The sequence below is a fragment of the Cytobacillus sp. C11.1 genome (genome assembly GCF_058145115.1).
In genome coordinates this window covers 4258946-4282312 of the sequence record NZ_CM176935.1, presented here as the reverse complement: position 1 = coordinate 4282312, position 23367 = coordinate 4258946, and the positions used below count along the sequence as shown (strand labels likewise).

Sequence of the window (23367 nt, the reverse complement as noted above, 5' to 3'; positions counted from 1 at the left end):
AGGTGAAGATATGAAGCCGTCTGAAATGATCAAGACATTAGTAAGGCAAGACCAAATCTACTTGGGAAAATCCGCTTCCTTTTGGCCTGGCCAAATAGTTAGCGGGAAAATAGTTAAGCTATTTCCAAATCAGACGGCAGAGGTTCAAATTGGGTCTCTTAAAGCAATTGCGCAGCTTGAAATACCAGTATCAGCCAATAGCCGATACTGGTTTAAAGTACAGCCTGGTGAAGGGAAGATACGGCTTAAAGTGATGGAATCAGCAGGGAAAGCCGATATGGCTTCACCGGTTGGAAGCCTTCTTGCCCAGCTGTCATTGCCGGCATCAAAAGAAAATAAATTGCTTGTCCAATATTTTTTAAAGGAACAGCTTCCAATTACGGGTGAAACGCTGCATCTGGCTTCCGATTGGCTTAGCGAAGGTGAATCCTTTGAAGACGGACTTCAAACAGTGAAGGAGTTAATCGTCAGGCAATTGCCCTATACAAAAAATGTATTTTTAGCCTTATCTTCAGTTAATAATGGTGATTCAGTTTCAGTTCTTATGGATAAACTGCTGCAGCAGTTAAATCACAATGGAATAACTGCAATAGGCCAAAAAATAAGGATCCTATTAAATAATTTTACACAGACTGCAAGAGAAAAAACTGGTGCAGCTGCTGCAGCCGGGCTGGCGGCCGAATGGCTGAGCACAAAGAGCCAGGCGAACTCGCTTGCGGCTTTTAACATCCTGAAGGCTCTGCAATTAGTAAAATGGTCTGTGAATGAGGAAACGGCATTAAAGCAGGCAATAGATCGATGGAGCCTAAGGATCCATACCTCGGGGAAGCATCCAATTTTGGAGTGCATAAAGGGACTGCTCCAAACAAACCAATCCGGACAGAGGCAAGAGTTTATTTTAAATCTGGCAAAGCTGATCAGGGGAATGGGCGATCTTCAGGTGTCTAGCGGACAATCACAAGCTTTAAGTGAGGTTCAAAGGATTTTAAGTAGTATTCGAACAGGCCAAATATCATTTCCTGTGGAAAACAAAGTGACCATGCCTTTATTAAAAGAAGCTATGCTTTTATATTTGAAAGATAATGGCAGCAATTCAGAAAACCGTTACTTATCCATGTTCGGTGAATCGGAATTGAAACTGGCATCAGGTAAGCTTGGCAGCTTTCTGGCAGAAGAGAATAATTCCTTGTCGGCAAAGCTCCAAAGACAGGAAAGAGCTTTACTGGCAGATTTGAAAAATAGTATTCAGCCTGAAAGTATTTTTAGGGTTGACCAGCAAATTATTAAAGGCCAATTAAAAAAACTGATTCAGGCATTGGGGCTATCCCATGAACATGACATGGTTAATTTTTTGAAACAAGCGGAGGATGGGACAGCTGCAAAATGGGAATCGCTTAAACCCCTGCTTTTAGGCCTTTTAAGCGAAGAAGTGCCGTTTTCAGCTAAAGATGCTGCAGAAAGGCTTCTTCATAAAATAACCGGCTTCCAGGCTCTCTCACAGGAAGCTGGGCCGCAGCAGCACTTTGTCTTTCAGCTGCCTGTTCCATTATGGGGGAAAGTCTCTGATTTGACGATGCAGTGGAGCGGCAGAAAAACAGAAACGGGAGAAATTGACCCCAGCCATTGCCGGGTGCTTTTTTATTTAAACCTGGAGCATCTAAAGGAAACCATCGTTGACCTGCATGTCCAGCACAGAATTATAAATATATCTGTTATTAACGAGCATGAGGCGATGAAGTCACTGGCAGATCCACTAACTGGTAAATTAAAGGAAAGCCTGGCTAAACTGAATTATAAGCTGTCGACTGTTACTTTTCAAAACGCGGTGACAGCTGGCGATTCCTTAAAAAAGAGGGAATCATTGTCTTCTCTTGTACAAGTAAACCAATTTACCGGGGTGGATTTGAGAGTATGAAAAAAGAGAATAATAGTCAAAGAAAAGAAGCGGTTGCACTTACATATGATCCACAGGGGCAGGCTCCTCCTAAAGTATCGGCAAAGGGAAGGGGCATGGCTGCTGAGAACATTCTAGAAAAAGCAAAGGAACACAACGTTCCCGTCCAGGAAGACCCTACTTTGGTTGAGCTTCTTGGAAAACTCGATATTAATGAAGGGATACCTGAAGAACTCTTTCAGGCAGTTGCTGAGGTTTTTGCTTTTATCTACAGGGCAGATCAAGAAGCAGGCAAAAAGCTTGGAGGGAAATAATTTATACTGCTAAACCAATATTTGTATTCCGGTCTTAAAGAACAGTAAAATTGATAGCGTTTACATCATGAAAAACCATAAAAACTGCGCAAAGTGGAAACTGTCAATAAGGCAGTTTTCTTTATTTTAATAAAATAATTTATTTGTTGGTAATGTCAAAAATCACATTGAATACAGGGGTTTAGAGGCATTTTAATATTTTTAATTTTTAAAGAAATATAATATTTTAGAGTTAATGGTAGACAAGGGTAGTGTCATTTTATAAAATGAAAGCGCAGTCTATTTTTTGAAGAGTTAGATAGGAGGATGGGAAATGAATATACATGAGTATCAAGGTAAAGAAGTCCTCAGACAATACGGGGTAGCAGTTCCGAACGGAAAAGTGGCATTTACAGTTGAGGAAGCTGTGGAAGCTGCCAAAGAACTTGGCACTGAGGTTTGTGTCGTTAAAGCGCAAATCCATGCTGGAGGACGAGGAAAAGCTGGCGGTGTAAAAGTTGCCAAAAACCTCGAAGAAGTACGTACATATGCAAGTGAGATTTTAGGAAAAACGCTTGTGACACACCAGACTGGCCCGGAAGGTAAGGAAGTAAAGCGCCTGCTTATTGAAGAAGGCTGTGACATTAAAAAGGAATACTATGTTGGTTTAGTATTGGACCGTGCGACGTCCCGCGTTGTTTTAATGGCTTCTGAAGAGGGCGGAACAGAAATTGAAGAAGTGGCAGAAAAAACGCCTGAAAAAATCTTCAAGGAAGAAATCGATTCAGTTCTTGGTTTAACAGGATTCCAGGCACGCCGTATCGCTTTCAATATCAATATTCCAACTGAACTTGTTGGACAAGCTGTAAAATTTATGATGGGCTTATACAAAGCGTATATTGACAAGGATTGCTCCATTGCTGAAATCAATCCTCTTGTTGTAACAGGAGACGGAAAGGTAATGGCCTTGGATGCGAAATTAAACTTTGACTCTAATGCACTTTACCGTCAAAAAGACATCCTGGCTCTTCGTGACTTAGAAGAGGAAGATGCGAAGGAAATTGAAGCTTCAAAATACGATCTTAGCTACATTTCCCTAGATGGAAACATCGGCTGCATGGTTAATGGTGCAGGTTTGGCAATGGCCACAATGGATATTGTTAAGCATTACGGCGGAGACCCGGCCAACTTCCTTGATGTTGGGGGCGGAGCTACAGCAGAGAAAGTTACAGAAGCTTTCAAAATCATCCTTTCTGACAAAAACGTAAAAGGTATTTTTGTTAATATCTTTGGCGGAATCATGAAATGTGACGTCATCGCTACTGGAGTAGTAGAAGCAGCGAAGCAAGTAGGCTTAAACGTGCCTTTAGTAGTCCGTTTGGAAGGCACAAATGTTGAATTGGGCAAGAAGATCCTTGCTGAATCTGATATTGATATCATCGCAGCTGAATCAATGGCTGACGGCGCGCAAAAAATCGTTTCATTAGTAGGTTAAAACTATAAAATGAGCGGCCGTTCAGGTGCGGCAGCACTAAACCAGCCTGAAGCAGGATTTATTATTTCTGCAACTTGCTTGGCTTAAGTTCTGGCGACCCGGAAGGGCATCTCTGGAAACCAGAAAGGAGAATTAACGTGAGCGTATTTATTAATAAAGATACTAAAGTTATAGTTCAAGGGATTACAGGTTCAACTGCCCTTTTTCATACAAAGCAAATGCTTGAATACGGCACTCAAATTGTCGGCGGTGTTACTCCAGGAAAAGGCGGCACAGAAGTAGAAGGTGTTCCCGTTTTCAATACTGTGGAGGAAGCAGTTAAAGCAACAGGCGCGAACGCTTCTGTTATCTACGTTCCAGCTCCGTTTGCTGCAGATGCAATTCTTGAAGCGGTAGATGCTGAACTTGATCTTGCAATCTGTATCACCGAGCATATTCCTGTATTGGATATGGTCAAAGTTAAGCGTTACATGGAAGGCAAGAAAACTCGCCTTGTAGGACCAAACTGCCCAGGCGTTATCACTCCTGATGAGTGCAAAATTGGTATCATGCCAGGATACATCCATACTAAAGGACATGTAGGGGTTGTATCACGTTCAGGAACGTTGACATATGAAGCAGTACACCAGTTATCACAGGCTGGAATTGGCCAATCTACTGCTGTTGGAATCGGCGGAGACCCGGTTAATGGAACAAACTTCATCGATGTATTATCTGCATTCAATGAAGACCCTGAGACTTACGCTGTAATCATGATCGGAGAAATCGGCGGAACTGCGGAAGAAGAAGCTGCAGAGTGGGTTAAAGCTAACATGACTAAACCTGTTGTAGGCTTCATCGGCGGACGCACTGCACCTCCTGGAAAACGCATGGGCCATGCTGGCGCTATCATTTCCGGAGGAAAAGGAACTGCTGACGAAAAGATCCGTGTAATGAACGAGTGCGGAATTCAAGTAGCAGATACTCCATCTGTTATGGGTGAAACTCTAATTAAGGTCTTAAAAGAAAAAGGCCTTTATGATAAGTGTAAAACTCATTAATTAACTGATTTTTATAAGAGTAGTCCCCCTGTATAATGGGGGGCTATTTCTACATTGTTAATCCCCTTGCATTTCCCTTCACTTAAATCCCTTCTCCAGCACTTTTTTTATTTTTTTCTAAAACTAAGGAGGCTCCCCATGGAAGAATTCAATATGAAGCTGGCTCATTTACATCATTGCAAAGGCGTGAGCTGGAAAATGATTTTTAGCATCCTAAAAAAAGATCCCCAATTAAAATTCCTTTACAATGATCCGTTTTACAATTCAAATCCCCAATTCATTTTAAATCAGGATTCCTTTTCAGAAACTCTCCATGATCTTCATTCAAATAAAATTCAGGAACAAATTCGCCAATACTCTCCTAATGGCATTAAAATAATTACCCTCTTTGATGAAGATTACCCGGTGCTTTTAAAAGAAACCTACCAGCCTCCCTGGGTTATATATGCAAAAGGTGATGCAGATCTTCTGAAAACTGGAACTCATCTTGCAGTGGTCGGTTCGAGGCAGGCTACAGAGTACGGTGAGCGGGCTATTGAATATTTGTTCCCTAAACTTATCCAAAACGGAGTTGTCATTGTCAGCGGCCTTGCGGCAGGTGTAGATGCGATTGCACATAAAGAAGCTATTAAAAATGGTGGAAAAACAATTGGCGTCATTGCCGGAGGACTTTTTCATATATACCCCCAGGCCAATCAAAAACTCGCTTATGAAATGATGAAAAATCATCTAGTCATCTCTGAATATCCGCCTAATACAAGGCCATCAAGGTGGCAGTTCCCAATGAGGAACCGCATAATCAGCGGCATTAGCAGAGGCACTTTGATTATCCAGGCAAAAAGCAAAAGCGGTTCCCTCATTACTGCTAACTATGCTGTTCAAGAAGGCAGGGAAGTTTTTGCCGTTCCGGGAAGTATTTTTAGTGCCTATTCAGCGGGGACAAATGAGTTAGTACAACAGGGGGCCAAGCTAGTAAAAACTGCAGAAGATATACTTGAGGAATTGATTTACTAAGCTATTTAAGAAAGAGTGTTCTCTAAATTAGAGAAAGTGTTTATAGTGTGGAAGGTGCTCAACATCTGCGGGAGAAGTGTGTTTCAGGAGACTCCCCTGGGAGGCTTCTAAAACTGCCGCGGGAAGCGCGCATCCCTTTAGCGGAAATCAGCCTCTCCTCACTACTTGTTTAAGCGAAAACAGCCTTTACCAAGCATTGGATAGTGAGCCTTCGGCCGGTGGAATTTGGCTCTCTATCTCGCAATAAAAAATCTTTTTTCCTTATTAATTTAAAGGATTTTTTACAAAAAGGTTGAAATTCTATTAAAACTGTTATACATTTTGCAACAGGTATCCGTAAGTGAAAACGGAAGTTTGAATACAGTATTATTTAACTTAAACGTTGAAAACGGTTTCGAAAATAATCCGTTTATGTTTGACAAAGCTGAATAGAATGTAGAATAATAATGAATATTTCACTTAGAGTTGAGCAAAGCAGCTAGAAATGCAAGCTGCCCTATTGAAAAAGGGTAATACAGCAGATTAAATGAATGTTACGAATCCGGAGATAGCAAAGAAATGTTTTTTCGAAATTAAGATATATATAATGCCATTCAGCTACAATAAAAGATCAATCTTAGAAAGGCATGTTACAGTCCTTCAAAATTGATTATGTCCTGAATGTTAAAATTCCCTCTCAAGGAGGACTATTGATGTCAGAGTTTCTTGTAATCGTTGAATCACCAGCAAAGGCGAAAACGATTGAACGTTATCTTGGAAAGAAATATAAGGTTAAAGCTTCTATGGGGCATGTCAGGGATCTCCCAAAAAGTCAAATGGGCATAGATGTGGAAAATAACTTTGAACCGAAGTACATAACCATTCGCGGAAAGGGCCCTGTTTTAAAAGAACTGAAATCAGCGGCCAAAAAAGCCAAGAAAATTTATCTCGCGGCTGACCCTGACAGAGAAGGAGAGGCAATTGCCTGGCATTTGGCCCATAGCCTGGATATGGATATTAACTCGGAGTGCCGCGTCGTTTTTAATGAAATTACGAAGGATGCTATCAAAGAATCTTTTAAGCATCCGAGACCGATTAATATGGATTTGGTAGACGCACAGCAGGCAAGAAGAATGCTAGACAGGCTGGTTGGATATAATATTAGTCCTTTATTATGGAAGAAAGTCAAAAAGGGCTTGAGTGCGGGAAGGGTTCAATCCGTTGCAGTCCGATTAATTATCGACCGTGAAAAAGAAATAAAGAACTTTATCCCAGAAGAATACTGGTCGATTGAAGGAGAATTCTTAAAAGGAAAAACAGCTTTTGATGCAGCTTTTTATGGATTGGGAAATGAAAAAGTTGAATTGAAATCTGAAAGCGATGTCCAAAAAATCCTGAGTGAAATGAAGGGAAATAAATTTGAAGTTGCTTCTGTTACCAAGAAAGAGAGAAAGCGGAATCCGGCTGCTCCGTTTACAACTTCCTCTCTTCAGCAGGAAGCGGCAAGAAAACTAAATTTCCGTGCCAAGAAAACGATGATGCTGGCCCAGCAGCTTTATGAAGGGATCGACCTTGGAAAAGAAGGAACGGTCGGTTTAATTACCTATATGAGAACGGATTCGACCAGAATTTCCGAGATTGCCCAAAGTGAAGCAGCAGAATATATTCAAAGCTCTTACGGCAAAGAGTTTTTGCAAAGTGAAAAGAAAAAAGAAAAGAAAAATAGCAACGCCCAAGATGCTCACGAGGCGATCCGTCCAACAAGTACATTAAAGGTACCAGCAAGTTTAAAAGAATATTTATCACGTGATCAGCTTCGATTATACAGGCTTATTTGGGAACGCTTTGTCGCCAGCCAGATGGCACCAGCTGTTATGGATACAATGAGTGTGGATCTAAAGAATGGGGAAGTGATTTTCCGGGCTACTGGCTCCAAAGTTAAATTCCCTGGCTTTATGAAAGTATATGTAGAGGGTACGGATGACCAGGCTGAAGAAAAGGATAATATGCTCCCTGACCTAAAGGAAGGGGATGAGGTTTTAAAGAAGGATATTGAACCCAAGCAGCACTTTACCCAGCCTCCTCCAAGGTATACAGAAGCAAGACTGGTAAAGACTCTTGAAGAGCAGGGGATTGGACGCCCATCAACTTTTGCTCCGACACTGGATACGATCCAAAAACGCGGATACGTCGCTTTGGATAATAAACGGTTTGTTCCGACTGAGCTTGGTGAAATTGTACTTGAACTAGTCATGGAATTCTTCCCGGAGATACTCGATATAGAGTTTACGGCCAAGATGGAAAAAGACCTGGACTACGTGGAAGAAGGCAAAGTAAATTGGGTACAGGTCATCGATGAATTTTACGGTGATTTTGAAAAGCATCTGGAAAAGGCAGAAAAGGAAATGCAGGAAGTTGAAATCAAGGATGAACCTGCAGGAGAAGATTGCGAGCAATGTGGAAGTCCTATGGTGTTCAAAATGGGACGTTACGGCAAGTTCATGGCATGCAGCAATTTCCCTGACTGCCGCAATACAAAACCAATCGTTAAGGATATTGGAGTCAAATGCCCGAAATGCAAAGAAGGAAATATAATAGAAAGAAAAAGCAAGAAACGCCGGATTTTCTACGGCTGTGACAGGTTTCCTGAATGTGACTTCATTTCATGGGATAAGCCGCTGCCGAGAAGCTGTCCGAAATGCGACAACTTGCTTGTTGAGAAAAAACTCAAAAAAGGTGTCCAGGTTCAGTGCGTGGAATGCGACTATAAAGAAGAAAAGCAAAGTTAAGGGTGGGCTTAATGCTCACTCTTTTCTATTGCAGGATGTGAAATCCATATTTTTTCCAAATGACATTTGTGCCACTTTATAATGCTTGAAACTTTTTTATTTTTAAAACGTATTGTAAAATGGCAAAATGAATAAGAACAGGGTAAAGTAAGGGAGACTGTTTTTAAATAATAGGCTCTGTTAAAGCTTATTGTTGTTTTTTAACAGAGCCGAATAATAAATTTTAATTGGATCTTAATGATCATAAGTATTTGTGGAGGTTCGTATTATGACAGATATAGCAGTAAATGTAATAGGTGCAGGGCTTGCTGGCAGTGAGGCCGCATGGCAGCTTGCGAGCAGGGGCATTCAAGTTCGTTTGTATGAAATGAGGCCGGTCAGGCAGACTCCTGCACATCATACGGATAAATTCGCAGAACTGGTTTGCAGCAATTCCCTGCGTGCCAACACTTTAACAAACGCTGTTGGAGTACTAAAAGAAGAAATGCGTAAGCTAAATTCAGTGATCATTCATTCAGCAGACAGCAGTGCGGTACCGGCTGGCGGAGCGCTTGCAGTCGACCGCCATGATTTTGCCGCGCGCGTCACGGAACAGGTCAAGAACCACCCAAATGTAACGGTAATAAATGAAGAAGTAACAGATATCCCGGAAGGCCCAACCGTTATTGCTACCGGCCCGCTTACAAGTGAAGCTTTATCTGCAAAATTAAAAGAGCTTTCCGGGGAAGATTATCTTTATTTCTACGATGCAGCTGCACCAATTATTGAAAAAGACTCGATTGATATGAACAAAGTCTATCTTAAATCACGCTATGACAAGGGAGAAGCTGCATATTTGAATTGCCCGATGACAGAGGAAGAGTTTGACCGTTTTTATGAAGCTCTGACATCTGCTGAAACGGTGCCATTAAAAGAGTTTGAGAAAGAAATCTTTTTCGAAGGCTGTATGCCGATTGAGGTAATGGCAAACCGCGGAAAGAAGACAATGCTATTTGGTCCGATGAAGCCAGTAGGTTTAGAAGATCCCAAAACAGGAAAAAGACCTTATGCAGTCGTTCAGCTGCGCCAAGATGATGCTGCAGGCACGCTTTATAATATTGTTGGTTTTCAGACGCATTTGAAATGGGGTCCTCAAAAAGAAGTAATTCGCCTAATACCGGGACTTGAGCATGCAGAAATTGTGCGTTATGGAGTGATGCACCGCAATACGTTTATCAACTCTCCAAAAGTGCTGCGTGCAACGTATCAGTTTAAAAACCGCAATGACCTCTTCTTTGCCGGACAAATGACTGGTGTAGAAGGCTACGTGGAATCTGCAGCCAGCGGGCTTGTTGCAGGCATTAACGCAGCAAGGCTGGTAAGAGGAGAAGATCCAATCGAATTCCCGCATGAAACGGCGATTGGCAGCATGGCACGCTATATTACAACTGCAAATCCAAAAAGCTTTCAGCCTATGAATGCAAACTTTGGATTATTCCCTGATCTGCCGGTAAAGATTAGAGGGAAAAAAGAAAGAAATGAAAAACATGCTGAAAGAGCATTAGAAACAATTCAGAACTTTGTGAAAAATTTGTAAATTATGTTGCATGGGCTATTGAATTGTGTTACTATTTAGTAGCCCATGCGAGGTGATTGTAGATGGACCAAAATGTGAACGTTTATTTAAAGTTGTTTATTGAATATTTACAAATTGAAAAAAACTATTCACAATATACTATTGAACATTACCAACATGACATTAGGGAATTTTTTATGTTCATGTCTGAACAAGCGATCCCAGATTTAAGGACGGTAGAATACCATGATGTCCGGGTATTTCTAACCAAGCTTTTTGAAAAAAAGCTGGCCCGCAAATCAGTAGCCCGAAAGATATCAAGCCTTAGAAGCTTTTTTAGATTTTTGCTGAGAGAAGAACTGGTGGCTGAAAATCCTTTCGCCCTTGTTTCGATTCCTAAAGCCGAAAAAAAGCTGCCTGAATTTTTCTATGAAGAAGAATTGCAGCAGCTGTTTGAGGCCTGTGATGAAAGCACTCCACTTGGGCAAAGAAACAAAGCGCTGCTGGAGTTGTTATATGCAACAGGTATGCGTGTAAGCGAGTGCAGCCAAATTCGTCTAAAGGATTTGGATTTGTACTTATCTACTGTTCTGGTGCATGGAAAGGGCAGCAAAGAACGGTATATTCCATTTGGCAGCTTTGCGCAAGATGCACTCGAAACATACATAACAAAAGGGCGTAAGGAATTATTGTCTAAAGGGAGCTCAACAGAAAATTTATTTCTGAATGCACGCGGTGGGTCACTGACTGCAAGAGGCATCAGAGAAATTCTAAACAAGCTTATTGAAAAATCAACACTAACCGGCAAGATTCATCCTCATATGATGCGTCATACATTTGCGACACACTTGATGGCAAATGGAGCTGATATGAGAACAGTCCAGGAATTGCTGGGGCACGCATTTTTATCTTCAACCCAGGTATATACGCATGTTACAAACGAATACCTAAAGAAAACATATATGGCCCATCATCCGCGGGCTTAATAATTAATCGATTCATACTATTGAATACGGCTGATTAAATAAGAAGCATTATGCTCCAAAGGAGGAGTCTTTCATGTCTGAATTTCATGCTACAACGATATTTGCTGTGCATCATAACGGAGAATGTGCGATGTCCGGTGATGGCCAGGTAACCTTTGGCAATGCAGTTGTGATGAAACACACAGCAAGAAAAGTGAGAAAGCTTTTTAATGGTAAGGTGCTGGCAGGATTTGCAGGATCAGTGGCCGATGCATTTACATTGTTCGAAATGTTTGAAGGAAAGCTGGAAGAATACAATGGAAACCTGGAGAGAGCTGCTGTTGAGCTTGCTAAACAGTGGAGGAGCGATAAAGTTCTGCGCAAGCTTGAAGCAATGCTTATCGTCATGAACACGGATAGCTTGCTGCTGATTTCAGGTACAGGTGAAGTCATTGAACCGGATGATGGGATATTAGCAATTGGATCAGGTGGCAACTATGCTCTGGCTGCTGGGCGCTCTTTAAAGAGGTTTGCAGGCGAACATTTATCTGCAAAAGAAATTGCAAAGGCGTCACTTGAAATGGCTGCTGAAATATGTGTATATACAAACAACAATATTATTGTGGAAGAACTCTAACAAAAGGAGTGCTGTTACATGGGTAAAGGAACAAATTTAACTCCCCGCCAGATTGTTGACCGTTTGGACCAATTTATCATTGGACAAAAAGATGCAAAAAAAGCTGTCGCCGTTGCTCTAAGGAATCGCTACCGCCGCAGTTTGCTTGAAGAAAACCTTCGTGATGAAATCAATCCAAAGAACATTTTGATGATTGGGCCTACTGGTGTCGGTAAGACGGAAATTGCCCGCCGTATGGCAAAATTGGTTGGCGCCCCTTTTGTTAAAGTCGAAGCAACTAAATTTACAGAAGTAGGGTATGTGGGAAGAGATGTTGAATCAATGGTCAGAGATCTTGTGGAAACATCCGTGCGGCTTATTAAAGAAGAAAAAATGTCCAGTGTAAAAGAAAGAGCGGAAGAAAGTGCAAACCGCCGAATACTTGAACTGCTTGTGCCTGGAGCTAAAAAGGCAGCTAATTATAAAAACCCTCTTGAAATGCTATTTGGAGGAGGAAATGATCAGCAGCAGCAGGATTCATACCAGACAGAAGATTTTAACCTTCAGGAGAAGCGCAAGATAGTTAAAGAAAAACTAGCTCTGGGTGAACTTGAAGATGAGGTTATCACTGTAGAAGTGGAAGAACAGCAGCCTTCCATGTTTGATATGCTGCAGGGCTCCGGAATGGAGCAGATGGGCATGAACATGCAGGATGCTCTTGGCAGCCTGATGCCTAAGCGCAGGAAAAAGCGAAAACTGACGGTGCGTGAAGCAAGAAAGATATTAACAAATGAAGAAGCACAAAAACTGATAGATATGGATGAGGTCAGCCAGGAAGCGGTATTCCGTGCTGAACAATCCGGAATTATTTTCATTGATGAAATCGATAAGATCGCAAGCAAAAACAGCGGAGGTTCCTCAGCAGACGTTTCAAGGGAAGGTGTCCAAAGAGATATTCTGCCTGTAGTAGAAGGGTCCACGGTAGTAACTAAATATGGTTCTGTCAAAACAGACCATGTACTATTTATTGCTGCTGGAGCATTTCATATGGCGAAGCCTTCTGACCTCATACCTGAATTGCAGGGACGTTTTCCAATCCGTGTAGAGCTTACTAAGCTTACCGTGGAGGACTTCTATAAAATTCTGGTGGAGCCTGATAATGCTCTTATAAAACAATATGAAGCTTTATTGGTAACTGAAGGTATACAAATTGAATTTTCTGACGATGCTATTCGTAGGATTGCTGAATTCGCATTCGACGTTAACCAAAATACGGATAATATCGGAGCAAGACGTCTTCATACCATTATGGAAAAGCTCCTTGAGGATTTATCCTTTGAAGCGCCAGATATCACAATGGAAAAAATTACGATCACTCCTCAATATGTTGAGGATAAGCTCGGAGCCATTTCACGGAACAAAGATTTAAGCCAATTTATTCTTTAAGAATGGCTTTTGTTTGATGAGGCAAGTGAAAGGGTAGACGAAAAAAGAAAAGAATTTAATAATGATAAGTTGAAGCAATAAGATAGTTAATCTTAACAAAATATATGTTTATTGGTTGTAGTAAATAGGAGGAAATACAATGGATTTATTAACAAAAACAAGAAAAATTAATGCAATGCTCCAAAGAGCAGCCGGAAAACCGGTTAATTTCAAAGAAATGTCAGAAACGCTAAGTGATGTAATTGAAGCGAATATTTTCGTAGTCAGCCGCAGAGGAAAGCTGCTTGGTTTTGCTGTAAACCAGCAAATTGAGAATGAGAGAATGAAGCAAATGCTTGCAGATCGCCAATTCCCTGAGGAATATACGAAAAACCTTTTCAATATCCAGGAAACTTCGTCTAACCTTGATGTAGAAAGTGAATACACTGCATTCCCAATTGAGAATAAAGACCTTTTCGCGAGTGGTTTAACAACAATTGTGCCAATTATCGGTGGTGGTGAGCGTCTTGGTACGCTTATCCTTGCTAGATTACAGGAGCAATTCCATGATGATGATTTAATTCTTGCTGAATACGGTGCTACCGTAGTTGGTATGGAAATTCTTCGTGAAAAAGCAGAAGAAATTGAAGAGGAAGCACGCAGCAAAGCAGTTGTACAAATGGCTATTAGCTCCCTATCATACAGTGAACTCGAAGCAATTGAACATATTTTCGAAGAGCTTAACGGCAACGAGGGACTTCTTGTTGCATCTAAAATTGCCGATCGTGTTGGAATTACGCGCTCTGTAATTGTCAATGCACTTAGAAAACTTGAGAGTGCAGGAGTTATTGAGTCCCGCTCACTTGGAATGAAGGGTACTTATATAAAAGTATTGAATGATAAATTCTTAGTTGAACTAGAAAAACTTAAATCAAACTAAAATGAAAACCCGTCAATTGTGACGGGTTTTTTTTGTTACAAAAAAATTACAATTAATTTTGGTAAATATATCTAATTATGTAAATATTGGTAAGTAAAATGACTCATCTTCTTGCGTTTGTTCACTTTGCGGAAAATAGATCAATGGTTCAAAAGTCTTATATAGACTCTGGATGTAAAGACGGAAAAGCTAATAAAGGAAAGGGATAATAAAATTTGGGAATACGTGGAAAATGAATATATAACTTTCAGCATATTTTAAAAACTTGTCGAAAATAGGACTAAAGAATCATTAAAATTAACCTGATGTACATAGACATATTATTTCATATTCATTACAATAATGTTTATGATGACATAATTTGTCCATTATCAACAAATTTCTACAATAATTACCAATAGTTATTAATATTAGAGGTGTGAGCATTGAAACTGTTTTCTGGAACCATATCCACAATTGAACATGCTTTAGACTACTCATCACTTAAGCAAAAGGTTATATCACAAAATATAGCAAATGCCGATACACCAAATTATAAAGCGAAGGATGCCAGTTTCAAAGAAGCCTTCCAACAGGCCGTTAATGGATCTTTGGAAGCAAATAAAAGCAATGCGAGGCATTATGATTTTAAGGGCAAGTCATCTTCTGCACAGGGTGTAGTCACAAAAAGGAACGTTTCGTATAACCATAATGGAAATAGTGTGGATCTGATAAAGAAATGTCGGATTTAGCGACAAATCAAATTTATTACAATGCAATGATAGAAAGAATGAGCGGGAAATTTTCAAGTCTGCAGAATGTTATAAGGGGAGGAAAATAAGATGTCCATATTTCACAGTATGAATAACACAGCATCTGCCCTAACAGCCCAAAGACTTCGTATGGATGTGATTTCTTCCAATATGGCAAATGCAGACTCCACCAGGAGTGTAACCGGGGAAGGGCCTTACAGAAGAAAGTCAGTTATTTTAGAGCCGAATGAAGGACAGTTCTCCTCCTTTTTGAATATGGCAATGAATAAGGGGAGAGGAATTTCAGTCGGCAACGGCGTAAAGGTGTCCAGAATTGTCGAAGACAGGGAAACACCGACTAAAATGGTCTACGACCCCAGCCATGTTGATGCGGATGAAGATGGATACGTTGAGATGCCAAATGTTGATTTGCTAAGAGAAATGGTGGATTTAATTGGTGCAACAAGATCATACGAAGCAAATGTGACTGTTTTTAATGCCTCAAAAGGTATGATGATGAAAACGCTAGAAATAGGCAAATAGGGAGAGTAATGAATGAATAAAGTAACTTTTATGCCTGTACATTCTTTAAAACAGGCTGAAAATGCAAAGACCCATACATCTACATCATACGAAGCTCAGCAGAGTTTTTCGTCGGTATTAAAGCAATCTATTGAAAAAATTAATGAAGCCCAAATCCAGTCAGATGTTATGACAGAAAAACTGGCAAGAGGAGAGAATATTGATCTCCATCAGGTAATGATTACTTCACAAAAAGCGAGCATCACCATGCAGGCTGCTCTTGAAGTTAGAAATAAAGTAATTGAAGCATATCAGGAAGCAATGAGAATGCAAGTTTAATAGAAACGCTGAAGCTGCAGCAGCTTCTCGGAAAGTTATAAGCAACGTAAATTGAAAAGCTGAAAAAGTCCAATTTATGGGCTAGCTTTTCAATTTTTTAATGCGTTACATATGATTAAAGCTAAAAACTAGTGAGTTGCGGTTATTAGCTTAGACAGAATAACCGGGGGATTGTGATGAATGAGTCGTTTCAAAGATATGTAGTAAAAGTAAAAGAATATTGGGGCAGCAGAACAAAGAAGCAGAAAAATATATTTATCGGTTCCGCTATTTTCCTTATATTGCTGATTGCAGCCGCATCAATTCTGGCAACCAGGACAACTCTAGTTCCTTTATACAGCAATTTGACCCCATCTGAAACAGGCACAATCAAAGAGAGCCTTGATAGCAGAGGGATTCAATCAGAAATAACAGATGGCGGTACAACCATCAAAGTACCGGAAGAGGTAGTGGACACTCTAAAAGTTGAGCTTGCTGCCGAAGGAATTCCTAAATCAGGAAGCATTGATTATTCATTCTTCGGTCAAAATGCTGGAATCGGCATGACTGAAAATGAATTCAATGTTCTGAAACTGGATGCCATGCAAACGGAGCTTGCTAACCTGATGAAAGGCATCGATGGAGTCAACGATGCAAAAGTAATGATCAACCTTCCTGAAAAAGGGATTTTCGTAAATGACCTTTCTGAAGAGGCATCTGCATCCATCGTCCTTAATACCAAACCGGGTTATCAATTTGAAGAATCACAGATTCAGGCGCTATATCATCTGGTGGCGAAAAGCATACCAAATCTTCCCACTGATAATATCGTCATTACGAACCAGTTTTTTGAGTACTTTGATTTAAAAAATAATCAAAATTCTTCACCTGTCAGCACGTTTGCTGCCCAGCATGAAATAAAGAAGGAGATTGAAAGAGATGTTCAGCGCCAAGTCCAGAATATGCTGGGCACCCTGATGGGGCAGGACAAAGTGGTAGTCTCAGTGACAGCCGACATTGATTTTACCCAAGAAAACAGAGAAGAAAACCTCGTATCGCCAGTTGATGAAGAAAATATGGAGGGCATAGCAATCAGTGCCCAAAAAATTACTGAAACGTTTACAGGCAATGGCGAAGCGGTTGGGGGTATTCCGCAAGGAGAAAGTCCGGCAGATTCACTCGGCTCCGAATATCTGGAAGGGAACACCTCCAACGGTGATTACGAACGGATAGAAGAAACGATCAACAATGAAGTGAATAAGATCAGAAAAGAAATTGTGGAAAGTCCATACAAAGTAAGGGATTTGGGAATTCAGGTAATGGTTGAGCCGCCGACTGCAGATGATCCAGCCTCACTTCCACAGGAAAGAATCAATGATATTACTCAAATTCTTGGTACCATCGTCCGCACGACTATTAATAAAGACGCGGCTGAAACTGAATTAACAGATGAGGCGATTGAGGACAAAATTGTCGTCTCAGTCCAGCCGTTTAATGGCAAGGTAGAATTTCCGAACGAAACAGCTCCTGTACTGCCATGGTGGATTTATGCTGTAGGAGGAATACTGCTGTTAATAATCGCCCTATTAATTTTCTTATTTGTTAAAGCCAGAAAGAAACAGCGGCAGGAAGAGGAAGAGATGGCGGCAAAGGTACAGGAAACATTCAATGTTCCTGATGTAAATGAAGAACATGAAACAGAAAGTACAATGAGGCGAAAGCAGCTGGAAAAAATGGCGAGGGAAAAACCTGAGGATTTTGCGAAATTGCTTCGCACATGGATTGCTGAAGACTAAGGAGGAATAAAAATGCCAAAAAAAGATCAGAAGGAGTTAACAGGTAAACAAAAGGCGGCTATTCTTCTTATTTCACTTGGTCCAGATGTAGCCTCCTCCGTTTATAAACATTTAAGTGAAGAAGAAATTGAAAAATTAACACTTGAAATTTCAGGCGTACGCAAAGTTGATTCTTTTGCCAAGGAAGAGATTCTTGAAGAATTTCATCAAATTGCGCTGGCTCAGGATTTTATATCACAGGGCGGTATAGGATATGCGAAAACAGTTCTAGAAAAAGCCCTGGGAACAGAGCAGGCTTCAGCTATCATCAATAGGCTTACGTCTTCTCTGCAGGTCAGGCCGTTTGATTTTGCCAGAAAAGCAGATCCTGCTCAAATCTTAAATTTTATACAGAATGAACATCCACAAACCATTTCGTTAATTCTGTCTTACCTCGACCCGCCGCAGGCAGGGCAGATTTTATCAGAGCTGCCCCAGGAAATGCAGGCGGATATTGCCAGAAGGATTGCTGTAATGGATAGCACTTCTCCTGAAATCATTAACGAGGTTGAACAAATTCTTGAACGAAAGCTTTCCTCAACCGTCACTCAGGACTATACGCAAACAGGCGGCATCGAATCTGTTGTGGATGTGCTTAATGGTGTTGACCGCGCTACAGAGAGAACTATTTTGGATGCATTGGAAATTCAGGATCCAGAACTAGCTGAGGAGATCAAGAAAAGAATGTTTGTATTTGAAGACATTGTTACGCTTGATAATCGTGCCATACAGCGTGTGATTCGCGATTGTGAAAGTGAAGATCTTATGCTTTCACTGAAGGTCTCCAGTGATGAGGTGAAAGAAATTGTCTTTAAAAATATGTCCTCAAGAATGGTTGAGACCTTTAAAGATGAAATGGAGTATATGGGTCCTGTAAGGCTAAGGGATGTTGAAGAGGCACAATCAAGAATTGTCGGTATTATCCGCAGATTGGAAGAATCAGGTGAGATCATCGTCGCCCGCGGCGGAGGAGATGATATTATTGTCTAGGTTAATAAAATCACTCTCCCCCAAGCCAGTCCAAGGGGAAAAGAAAGTTATCTCAATAAAAATACTGGATAATCATCAAAAAACAGCAGATCAAGCCCAGGAGCAAAATTTTAAAAGAACAGATGAGCAAATCGAAGCAATGCTGCAAGCGGCACGCCAGGAAGCAGTAGACATAGTTGAGGCTGCCAGAGCAGAAGCCGAAAAAATCAATCACCATATCAATCAGCAAAGGGAAGAGCTTGAACTTGAAAGACAAGCTATCTTCGAGGAAGCCCGCCAACAGGGCTTTGCTGCTGGGGTTGATGAAGGAAGGCAAAGCGGATTTGAAGATTATAGGAGCCTGATTCAATCAGCTAAAGAGGTTGTTCATTCAGCAAAACAAGATTATCAGCTCCATATTGCATCGTCAGAACGGACGATTTTGAGTTTAGGAATGAAAGCTGCAGGAAGAATTCTTGGTCAAGTTCTTGATCAAAATAGCGACCAATTTCTTTCCATTGTGAAAAGGGCGCTAAAAGAAGCAAGAGAATACAGCGAAATTCAGCTTCATGTAAATCCAGTCCATTATGAGCTGCTGCTGTCACACAAGGAAGAGCTGATTATGGTCTTTCCAAAAGAAACGGATTTATACATTTATCCAGATGAGGAACTCAGCCATACAAGCTGCATAATAGAATCTGCCAACGGAAGGATTGAAGCCAGCATAGATAGCCAGCTTGAGGAAATTAAAAGAAGGCTTTTCGAACTTCTGGAGAGTGAGGAGCAATGAGGCTGGAGAAACTGCTCAATCAGATTGATAAAATCGATAGTTATAAGAGATTTGGGAGAGTAAAGAGAGTAGTAGGGTTAATGATTGAATCTCAAGGGCCTGAAAGCTCAGTTGGAGATGTTTGCTGCATCCATATTGGAAAGGGCCGTACAAGAAAAATCCTAGCAGAGGTTGTCGGTTTTAAAAATGAAAGTGTGATTCTCATGCCCTATACAGATGTTCAGGACATCTCTCCCGGCTGTCTGGTAGAAGCATCATCCAAGCCTCTTGAGGTTAAAGTCGGACCGGCTTTAATTGGTCAGGTTATTGATTCTCAGGGGCAGCCTCTAGATGGCTCCCAGCTACCTAAAGGCCTAACGTCTGTACTAACCGAGCAATCTCCGCCAAACCCGTTAAAGAGGCCTCCGATCTCAGAGCCTATTGAAGTTGGTGTGCGAATGATTGATAGTATGCTGACTGTAGGAAAGGGCCAAAGAGTTGGGATTTTTGCGGGAAGCGGAGTAGGTAAAAGTACACTTCTCGGAATGATTGCCAGAAATACCAATGCTGATTTAAATGTTATAGCTCTAATTGGCGAACGGGGCAGAGAGGTCCGTGAATTTATCGAGAGGGATTTGGGGCCTGAAGGCTTGAGAAGATCCATCGTTGTGGTGGCTACATCTGACCAGCCAGCTCTCATGAGGATTAAGGGCGCCTATACAGCAACCGCCATTGCTGAGTATTTCAGGGATAAAGGCTTAAATGTCATGCTTATGATGGATTCAGTTACACGGGTGGCAATGGCACAGAGGGAGATTGGGCTTGCAGTTGGTGAACCGCCGACCACAAAGGGCTATACACCTTCCGTATTTGCTGTTCTCCCTAAGCTTCTTGAGAGAACGGGCACTAATGAATATGGTTCCATTACTGCATTTTATACTGTATTGGTTGACGGGGATGATATGAATGAGCCAATTGCAGATACAGTCAGGGGAATTCTCGATGGGCATTATGTTCTGGATCGGGCGCTTGCCAATAAAGGCCAGTACCCAGCCATAAATGTACTTAAAAGTGTAAGCAGGGTAATGAATCATATTGCAGATTCTGATCATATCAAATCAGCTGAAAAAGTCAGAGAATTGCTGAGCACCTATATAAATGCTGAGGATTTAATTAATATTGGCGCCTATAAGCGCGGGTCTTCCTTAGAAATCGATGAAGCAATCCGGTTATATCCTTCCATTATCTCTTTCTTAAAACAAGAAACACATGAAAAAATTTCTATCTTGGAAAGCGTCGGCCAACTGAAAGGTATAGCTGGAAAAGGAGTATAACAGATGCAGTATCAATTTAAATTCAATAAAATTCTTCATATTAAAGAAAGAGAAAAAGATCAGGCATTTGATGTATACAGCCAGGCAGTAAAGCGTTTTGAAGAAGCAGCAGGGAAATTATACGAGCTCCTTAAAAAGAAGGAAGATCTGGAAGCCTATCAGCAAACAAGGCTTTCGATAGGACTGCCAGTGCAGGAAATCAGGCACCATCAGCATTTTGTAAATAGCCTGGAAAAAACAATTGATCACTATCAAAAAATGGTAGCCAATGCACGGAGCCAGATGAATTTTCAGCAAGAAAAACTAATGGAAAAGAATATTGAAGTAAAAAAATATGAAAAAATGAAAGAAAAAGATTTAGCCAGCTTCATGGAAAACTTAAAACAAACAGAAGGCAGGCAAATGGATGATATCTCGATTCAGCTTTTTATGAACCGGGGAAATTAGGTGGTTAAATGGATAGAATGCCAGAAGAACAAGGAACTCAAAAAGCAAGTAAATTTCAATGGTTTTTATTCGCTTTCTTCATTCCGATTCTATTTGCTGTAACTGTAGCGCTCTTGGTTTTTACGTTATCAGGCAATAACGTCTTTGAAACGGCTAAAGAGTATGGCCAAGAAGTACCCTTACTTTCTTCTATTATTAATGGAGAAAGCTCCAATTCAGAGGTTATGGAATCACAGCTTATTGAACTGGAAGCAGAAATCAAAGATCGTGAAGCAAGGATAACACAGCTGGAAAGCCAGCTTGACAGCAAAGAATTGGAAATTGAGAGAGCGGGACTGGAAAAACAGCGCCTAGAACAGGAAATTGAAGAACTGACAGCTATCAAGGAAGAAAATAAACGGGCTTTTAAAGATATAGTGAAAACCTATGAATCAATCTCTGCCAAAAAAGCAGCACCAATCCTGACAGAAATGAAGGATGAAGAAGCTGTAAAGATTTTATCAAATGTTAGGGCTGATACACTGGCTGCGATTATGGAGAAAATGGATCCTCAAGATGCAGCGCACTATACGGCACTGCTCACTGCAGCTAAATAGAGTGACGTACAAAATAATTGATAAAAGGATTAATTAGACGTTTGAAAGGAGGTGAAAGAGTGGAGATTGGCGGATTAGGCATTATTCATACACAATCCTTTTCGGGAAATAAAGGGTCCTTTTCAGGAGAAGAGGCCAGCGGTTTTGCCAGTTTGTTTTCAACTTTGATAAGCGGCGGGGAAAGCATGGCAGCTAATTCGGCTGAAGAGGAAAGGTTTAGTGAGGAATTAGAAGAATTAAGTCAGTTTCTGGGGCTTATCGATTTATCCGAACTGGAAAATGGACAGGAACTGATTAAAAAAGCTGCTCTGCAATCAGATACAAATAATGTGAGTATAATAGCCGAACAATTAGACCTTGCAAAGGAAGTGCTGCTTAAGATGCTGGAAGGGTTTGCAGAGAACCTAAGCCCAAACAGTAGTTTAGAGAATGTATATCCCGATGAAGTAAGTAATTCTGCAGAGATAAAGATTGATGCCTTGATTGCAAACATCTCATTGCTGGATGTAGAGGAACTCAGCCAGATAAAAGGAAAAGAAAATGGACAGATATTAAAAGCTTTAAAGCTTTTTGACATGCTGACAGCACATCAGGATTCTATCGGCAGCGCGATTAATTTAAAAGATTTTTTAAAAGGTGTCCAGGCAAAGCTTGAGGGACTATTAAAGAATAGTAATGGTTCATTTGATAAAACTGAAACATTACAAAAAGTTTTTACCCCGCTTATAGATGAAATAAATCAGCTTAAGCAAAAAAAATCTGCAGGGCTTGAAAACTCTGAAGATTCATTTTCAAAAATGCTTTCAAGATTTGATGGCCGGTCACAAGGACATATACAAATCCAGCATTTTTCAAAGCCTGAACAGCTTCTGATGATGAACCAGCAGGGAAAGGCCCTTACTGCAGACCAATTGATTCAGCAATTTGAAAGCATTTTATCAAAAAGCAGTTTCCTGAAAACGGGAGGAGCGCAAAAGCTATTTATAAAGCTGAATCCAGGCCATCTTGGAGCCCTTCGTATTGAGCTAATCCAAAAGGATTCGACGCTGATCGCGAGAATACTAACATCCACTGCATCAGCAAAAGAGATTTTGGATTCACAATTAAATGGGCTTAAACAGGCTTTCAGTTTACAAAACTTACAGATTGAAAAAGTTGAAATTTTACAGCAAATGACCCAGCAGGAGCGTGCATTTAATAAAGATCCACAACATCAGGGACAGGGACAGCAGCAAAAACAAGAAAATAAAAACCCGCAGCCTGACAGCAAATTTAATAACTCGTTTGAAGAAGCACTTCTCAATACTGAAGTATAGGTGTGATTGTAAATGGCAAATACAATTAATTCATCTTTAATGCTATCAAACTATCAAAGCCAAACTCGCAAGACAGGCTCGGATATTTTAGGCAAAGATGATTTTCTTAAGATACTAATGACGCAGCTGCAAAATCAGGATCCGATGAATCCTATGCAGGATAAGGATTTTATTGCTCAAATGGCAACCTTTTCGTCCCTGGAGCAAATGACTAATATGAATAAGACGATAGAAAAATTGGTGATGTTCCAGGAGCAAAATCAACTGATGTCTTACAATCAATTTTTGGGCAAGAATGTAACCTGGCATAAACTTGATGAAACAAGTGATTCAAGTCAGACTCCAAGCATTGAGGAAGGGAACGGAAGAATAGTTTCCATTCAGTTTAAAGACAATAGCGCAGTGTTTATACTGGAAGACGGAACAAAGCTGGAACCTGCAAATATTTCTCAGATGAATGACTCGTAAAAAAGATTAAGCAGGCTTAAGGAGATATTTTCAAGTGGGGTGATCGATTACATCCTC

21 protein-coding genes and 1 pseudogene are annotated in these 23367 nt (G+C 40.7%); all 22 read left to right on the top strand.

From position 1 onward, the window contains the following. Positions 1-10: 10 nt before the first annotated feature. The 22 genes and pseudogenes from AC3ZVC_RS21150 (at position 11) to flgD (ending at position 23310) form a co-directional block, all read left to right on the top strand. Positions 11-1915 (top strand): hypothetical protein, encoded by a 1905-nt coding sequence (locus AC3ZVC_RS21150; RefSeq protein WP_490065111.1) that lies wholly within the window; start codon positions 11-13, stop codon positions 1913-1915. After that, positions 1912-2208: an EscU/YscU/HrcU family type III secretion system export apparatus switch protein gene (locus tag AC3ZVC_RS21145; RefSeq protein ID WP_490065110.1), complete on the top strand. Its 297-nt coding sequence runs from the start codon at positions 1912-1914 to the stop codon at positions 2206-2208. Before AC3ZVC_RS21150 ends, AC3ZVC_RS21145 begins: the two co-directional genes overlap by 4 nt. Positions 2209-2521: 313 nt before the next feature. After that, entirely contained in the window at positions 2522-3682 is a 1161-nt protein-coding gene (gene sucC / locus AC3ZVC_RS21140) for an ADP-forming succinate--CoA ligase subunit beta (RefSeq protein ID WP_490065109.1), read from the top strand. Positions 3683-3819: 137 nt separating this feature from the next. Next, positions 3820-4722: a succinate--CoA ligase subunit alpha gene (sucD, locus tag AC3ZVC_RS21135; protein WP_110065705.1), complete on the top strand. Its 903-nt coding sequence runs from the start codon at positions 3820-3822 to the stop codon at positions 4720-4722. A gap of 138 nt (positions 4723-4860) precedes the next feature. Further along, complete coding sequence (dprA, locus tag AC3ZVC_RS21130; protein ID WP_490065108.1) at positions 4861-5736, top strand: DNA-processing protein DprA; 876 nt, start codon at positions 4861-4863, stop codon at positions 5734-5736. 692 nt (positions 5737-6428) lie between these two features. Next, on the top strand, positions 6429-8504 hold the full coding sequence (gene topA / locus AC3ZVC_RS21125; protein WP_490065107.1) for a type I DNA topoisomerase: 2076 nt from the start codon (positions 6429-6431) through the stop codon (positions 8502-8504). Positions 8505-8772: 268 nt separating this feature from the next. Next, positions 8773-10080 (top strand): FADH(2)-oxidizing methylenetetrahydrofolate--tRNA-(uracil(54)-C(5))-methyltransferase TrmFO, encoded by a 1308-nt coding sequence (trmFO, locus tag AC3ZVC_RS21120; protein ID WP_490065106.1) that lies wholly within the window; start codon positions 8773-8775, stop codon positions 10078-10080. Between the two features lie 62 nt (positions 10081-10142). Beyond that, complete coding sequence (xerC, locus tag AC3ZVC_RS21115) at positions 10143-11045, top strand: tyrosine recombinase XerC (protein WP_490065105.1); 903 nt, start codon at positions 10143-10145, stop codon at positions 11043-11045. Positions 11046-11118: 73 nt separating this feature from the next. Further along, positions 11119-11661: an ATP-dependent protease subunit HslV gene (hslV, locus tag AC3ZVC_RS21110; protein WP_110065700.1), complete on the top strand. Its 543-nt coding sequence runs from the start codon at positions 11119-11121 to the stop codon at positions 11659-11661. 18 nt (positions 11662-11679) lie between these two features. Continuing rightward, positions 11680-13086, top strand: coding sequence for an ATP-dependent protease ATPase subunit HslU (gene hslU, locus AC3ZVC_RS21105; protein ID WP_490065104.1), 1407 nt, complete (start codon positions 11680-11682; stop codon positions 13084-13086). A 139-nt stretch (positions 13087-13225) separates the two neighbouring features. Next, a complete protein-coding gene (gene codY, locus AC3ZVC_RS21100) occupies positions 13226-14005 on the top strand; it encodes a GTP-sensing pleiotropic transcriptional regulator CodY (protein ID WP_490065103.1) in 780 nt (259 codons plus the stop codon). A 425-nt stretch (positions 14006-14430) separates the two neighbouring features. Then, positions 14431-14825, top strand: a pseudogene (flgB, locus tag AC3ZVC_RS21095) (flagellar basal body rod protein FlgB). 1 nt (position 14826) lies between these two features. Further along, entirely contained in the window at positions 14827-15279 is a 453-nt protein-coding gene (gene flgC / locus AC3ZVC_RS21090; RefSeq protein ID WP_490065102.1) for a flagellar basal body rod protein FlgC, read from the top strand. 12 nt (positions 15280-15291) lie between these two features. Continuing rightward, positions 15292-15597 carry a flagellar hook-basal body complex protein FliE gene (gene fliE / locus AC3ZVC_RS21085; RefSeq protein WP_490065101.1) on the top strand — a complete coding sequence of 102 codons (306 nt, stop codon included), beginning with the start codon at positions 15292-15294 and terminating at the stop codon, positions 15595-15597. 176 nt (positions 15598-15773) lie between these two features. Then, positions 15774-17372, top strand: a complete 1599-nt coding sequence (gene fliF, locus AC3ZVC_RS21080) for a flagellar basal-body MS-ring/collar protein FliF (protein WP_490065100.1) — start codon at positions 15774-15776, stop codon at positions 17370-17372. A 12-nt stretch (positions 17373-17384) separates the two neighbouring features. Continuing rightward, positions 17385-18401 (top strand): flagellar motor switch protein FliG, encoded by a 1017-nt coding sequence (gene fliG / locus AC3ZVC_RS21075; protein WP_490065099.1) that lies wholly within the window; start codon positions 17385-17387, stop codon positions 18399-18401. After that, positions 18385-19170 carry a flagellar assembly protein FliH gene (gene fliH / locus AC3ZVC_RS21070; protein ID WP_490065098.1) on the top strand — a complete coding sequence of 262 codons (786 nt, stop codon included), beginning with the start codon at positions 18385-18387 and terminating at the stop codon, positions 19168-19170. The genes fliG and fliH overlap by 17 nt, the downstream gene beginning before the upstream one ends. Next, positions 19167-20483: a flagellar protein export ATPase FliI gene (fliI, locus tag AC3ZVC_RS21065; protein ID WP_490065097.1), complete on the top strand. Its 1317-nt coding sequence runs from the start codon at positions 19167-19169 to the stop codon at positions 20481-20483. The genes fliH and fliI overlap by 4 nt, the downstream gene beginning before the upstream one ends. Before the next feature lie 3 nt (positions 20484-20486). Next, positions 20487-20930: a flagellar export protein FliJ gene (gene fliJ / locus AC3ZVC_RS21060; protein ID WP_490065096.1), complete on the top strand. Its 444-nt coding sequence runs from the start codon at positions 20487-20489 to the stop codon at positions 20928-20930. A gap of 8 nt (positions 20931-20938) precedes the next feature. Further along, positions 20939-21526, top strand: coding sequence for a MotE family protein (locus AC3ZVC_RS21055; RefSeq protein WP_490065095.1), 588 nt, complete (start codon positions 20939-20941; stop codon positions 21524-21526). A 59-nt stretch (positions 21527-21585) separates the two neighbouring features. Next, the gene (locus AC3ZVC_RS21050) at positions 21586-22842 is read left to right on the top strand and encodes a flagellar hook-length control protein FliK (protein ID WP_490065094.1); all 1257 of its coding nucleotides are present in this window, start codon (positions 21586-21588) and stop codon (positions 22840-22842) included. Positions 22843-22854: 12 nt separating this feature from the next. Continuing rightward, a complete protein-coding gene (flgD, locus tag AC3ZVC_RS21045; protein WP_490065093.1) occupies positions 22855-23310 on the top strand; it encodes a flagellar hook assembly protein FlgD in 456 nt (151 codons plus the stop codon). The last annotated feature ends 57 nt before the right edge of the window (positions 23311-23367 follow it).

Excerpts from the sequence above, each read along its gene's own strand:
- AC3ZVC_RS21145 (WP_490065110.1), top strand. The coding sequence starts at position 1,912 with ATGAAAAAAGAGAATAATAGTCAAAGAAAAGAAGCGGTTGCACTTACA.
- hslV (WP_110065700.1), top strand. The coding sequence starts at position 11,119 with ATGTCTGAATTTCATGCTACAACGATATTTGCTGTGCATCATAACGGA.
- flgD (WP_490065093.1), top strand. The coding sequence starts at position 22,855 with ATGGCAAATACAATTAATTCATCTTTAATGCTATCAAACTATCAAAGC.
- trmFO (WP_490065106.1), top strand. The coding sequence starts at position 8,773 with ATGACAGATATAGCAGTAAATGTAATAGGTGCAGGGCTTGCTGGCAGT.
- dprA (WP_490065108.1), top strand. The coding sequence starts at position 4,861 with ATGGAAGAATTCAATATGAAGCTGGCTCATTTACATCATTGCAAAGGC.
- hslU (WP_490065104.1), top strand. The coding sequence starts at position 11,680 with ATGGGTAAAGGAACAAATTTAACTCCCCGCCAGATTGTTGACCGTTTG.
- flgC (WP_490065102.1), top strand. The coding sequence starts at position 14,827 with ATGTCCATATTTCACAGTATGAATAACACAGCATCTGCCCTAACAGCC.
- fliH (WP_490065098.1), top strand. The coding sequence starts at position 18,385 with ATGATATTATTGTCTAGGTTAATAAAATCACTCTCCCCCAAGCCAGTC.
- sucC (WP_490065109.1), top strand. The coding sequence starts at position 2,522 with ATGAATATACATGAGTATCAAGGTAAAGAAGTCCTCAGACAATACGGG.
- AC3ZVC_RS21150 (WP_490065111.1), top strand. The coding sequence starts at position 11 with ATGAAGCCGTCTGAAATGATCAAGACATTAGTAAGGCAAGACCAAATC.
- fliF (WP_490065100.1), top strand. The coding sequence starts at position 15,774 with ATGAATGAGTCGTTTCAAAGATATGTAGTAAAAGTAAAAGAATATTGG.
- fliI (WP_490065097.1), top strand. The coding sequence starts at position 19,167 with ATGAGGCTGGAGAAACTGCTCAATCAGATTGATAAAATCGATAGTTAT.
- xerC (WP_490065105.1), top strand. The coding sequence starts at position 10,143 with ATGGACCAAAATGTGAACGTTTATTTAAAGTTGTTTATTGAATATTTA.
- fliE (WP_490065101.1), top strand. The coding sequence starts at position 15,292 with ATGAATAAAGTAACTTTTATGCCTGTACATTCTTTAAAACAGGCTGAA.
- topA (WP_490065107.1), top strand. The coding sequence starts at position 6,429 with ATGTCAGAGTTTCTTGTAATCGTTGAATCACCAGCAAAGGCGAAAACG.
- codY (WP_490065103.1), top strand. The coding sequence starts at position 13,226 with ATGGATTTATTAACAAAAACAAGAAAAATTAATGCAATGCTCCAAAGA.
- fliG (WP_490065099.1), top strand. The coding sequence starts at position 17,385 with ATGCCAAAAAAAGATCAGAAGGAGTTAACAGGTAAACAAAAGGCGGCT.
- fliJ (WP_490065096.1), top strand. The coding sequence starts at position 20,487 with ATGCAGTATCAATTTAAATTCAATAAAATTCTTCATATTAAAGAAAGA.
- AC3ZVC_RS21055 (WP_490065095.1), top strand. The coding sequence starts at position 20,939 with ATGGATAGAATGCCAGAAGAACAAGGAACTCAAAAAGCAAGTAAATTT.